Genomic DNA, 2,119 nt, shown 5'->3' on the forward strand with positions numbered 1-2,119 from the left:
CAATATATATTATTAGTATATACAGCCATATTGTATTTGCTAAAACTTTATATTTTTTTACTTTCCAATAAACATCTAACATAATCTCTTTATTAAAAAAGGCAATTATAATTTGTTTTACTACATTTCTACTCCACTCAAAAGAATAAAATAGTAAAACTATACTCATATAAAACCATAGCATAGGTATTATTTTTTCAAAAATACATATAACTGAACTTTTTAAAAGACTATTTATTTGTTTAAAATACTTTTTTACTTTCTTCTTCATGATATATTCCCCTTTACCTTTCCCCATAATGTTAATTAGCTAAGCTGTATGTAAATAATTTGTTAGTCACTTGTTAGTAACCCGATAGTCACCGACCAATTTTACCCATATCCACAATTATCCAGACATAAGAAAACCCCCAAAGTCAAATACTTTGAGGGTAATATAATATGCAGTAAATTATCTCTTAGAGAACTGAGGTGCTCTACGAGCTGCTTTAAGACCGTATTTTTTACGTTCTTTCATTCTTGGATCTCTTGTTAAGAAACCTGCTTTTTTAAGAGCTGGACGGTAGTCACCGTCTGCTTGTAATAATGCTCTTGAAATACCGTGTCTGATTGCACCAGCTTGGCCAGTGAATCCACCTCCATGAACATTAACAAGTACATCAAATTTATCAGCTGTTTCTGTTAATACAAGTGGTTGACGAACGATTAATTTTAAAGTTTCAAGACCGAAATAGTTTTCCATGTCTCTTTTATTGATTGTAACTTTACCAGTACCTGGTACTAAATATACTCTAGCAATACTGCTTTTTCTTCTTCCAGTTCCGTAGAATTTTGCTTTAGCCACTGTGATTTCCTCCTTTCAATTTCCGATTAATATCTAGATTTGATTTCTAATACTTCTGGTTTTTGAGCTGCGTTATCATGTTCTGGTCCAGCATATACATGTAACTTAGTAAGCATTTGTCTTCCTAAAGGTCCTTTTGGAAGCATGCCTTTAACAGCTAGAGTGATAACATCACAAGGTTTTTTAGCCATCATCTCTTTTAATGTAGTTTCTTTCATACCACCTACATATTCAGAGTGATTGTAGTAGATCTTTTGATCCATTTTTTTACCAGTAACTTTGATTTTATCTGCATTGATTACGATTACATAATCACCTGTATCAACGTGTGGAGTGTAAGTTGGTTTGTTCTTACCTCTTAAAACTGATGCTATCTCTGATGATAGACGACCTAATGTATGTCCTGTAGCGTCAACTACATACCATTTTCTTTCAATTGTAGATGGACTAGCCATAAAACTTTTCATTGGTTTACCTCCTTGAATAATCTTCAACAACCAAACATATTGGTTACTCATAGTCATTTTAATATAAGCTATTAAGATATAGCCTCTTCTATATGTTAAAATACCATTACCGGGGCTTTGGTAGGCATTTACCACACTTTTTATGCTTGCTAGTGCTTCTTATGTCTAAAATTATGCATAACTACAGCACGTCACATCTAAACATTATAGACGTAAATATTCTATGTGTCAAGCCGTTTTAATAATTTTTTCAGAAACTTTGTCCTAAAAAAAGTAAAAAACTCACGATCGAAATATTCAATCATGAGTCTTCATTGGCACTGCGGATGACAGGAATTGAACCTGCACGGTCTCCCACTAGATCCTAAGTCTAGCGCGTCTGCCAGTTCCGCCACATCCGCATATTAAATTAAGAAGTCTCCTTCTAACTGAGACATCGGGGGTTCGAACCCCGGACAACTTGATTAAAAGTCAAGTGCTCTACCAACTGAGCTAATATCCCATATTTGATAACAATACTAGGTTGTCACAAAATGCTTTGAAATATTCATTTCAAACTGGGCTAGCTGGATTCGAACCAGCGACTGCAGGAGTCAAAGTCCTGTGCCTTACCGCTTGGCGATAGCCCAATACTGCTTATTTAAGCAAGGGTGGATAGAGGGATTCGAACCCTCGGCCTCCAGAGCCACAATCTGGCGCGCTAACCGACTGCGCTATACCCACCATATTTTGTTTTATAAGCTTGTCTGCTTAAACGTGCCACAAGGGATTCGAACCCCCGACACACGGCTTAGAAGGCCGTTGCTCT

The 2,119-nt window shown here is 35.8% G+C and carries 3 protein-coding genes and 4 tRNA genes; all 7 read right to left on the bottom strand.

Annotated elements, in window-relative coordinates:
• Positions 1-271: hypothetical protein (locus ACW2QF_RS19330; protein ID WP_455717652.1), on the bottom strand; the 271-nt coding region annotated here is incomplete at its 3' end.
• A gap of 180 nt (positions 272-451) precedes the next feature.
• Complete coding sequence (rpsI, locus tag ACW2QF_RS19335; protein ID WP_455717653.1) at positions 452-844, bottom strand: 30S ribosomal protein S9; 393 nt, start codon at positions 842-844, stop codon at positions 452-454.
• A gap of 26 nt (positions 845-870) precedes the next feature.
• The gene (gene rplM / locus ACW2QF_RS19340) at positions 871-1,311 is read right to left on the bottom strand and encodes a 50S ribosomal protein L13 (protein ID WP_455717654.1); all 441 of its coding nucleotides are present in this window, start codon (positions 1,309-1,311) and stop codon (positions 871-873) included.
• Between the two features lie 321 nt (positions 1,312-1,632).
• Positions 1,633-1,712 (bottom strand) — tRNA-Leu (locus ACW2QF_RS19345).
• Positions 1,713-1,740: 28 nt separating this feature from the next.
• A tRNA-Lys gene (locus ACW2QF_RS19350) sits at positions 1,741-1,813 on the bottom strand.
• Positions 1,814-1,868: 55 nt separating this feature from the next.
• Positions 1,869-1,940 (bottom strand) — tRNA-Gln (locus ACW2QF_RS19355).
• Between the two features lie 20 nt (positions 1,941-1,960).
• Positions 1,961-2,034, bottom strand: a tRNA-His gene (locus ACW2QF_RS19360).
• Between the last annotated feature and the right edge of the window lie 85 nt (positions 2,035-2,119).

The organism is Anaerosporobacter sp., assembly GCF_965301125.1.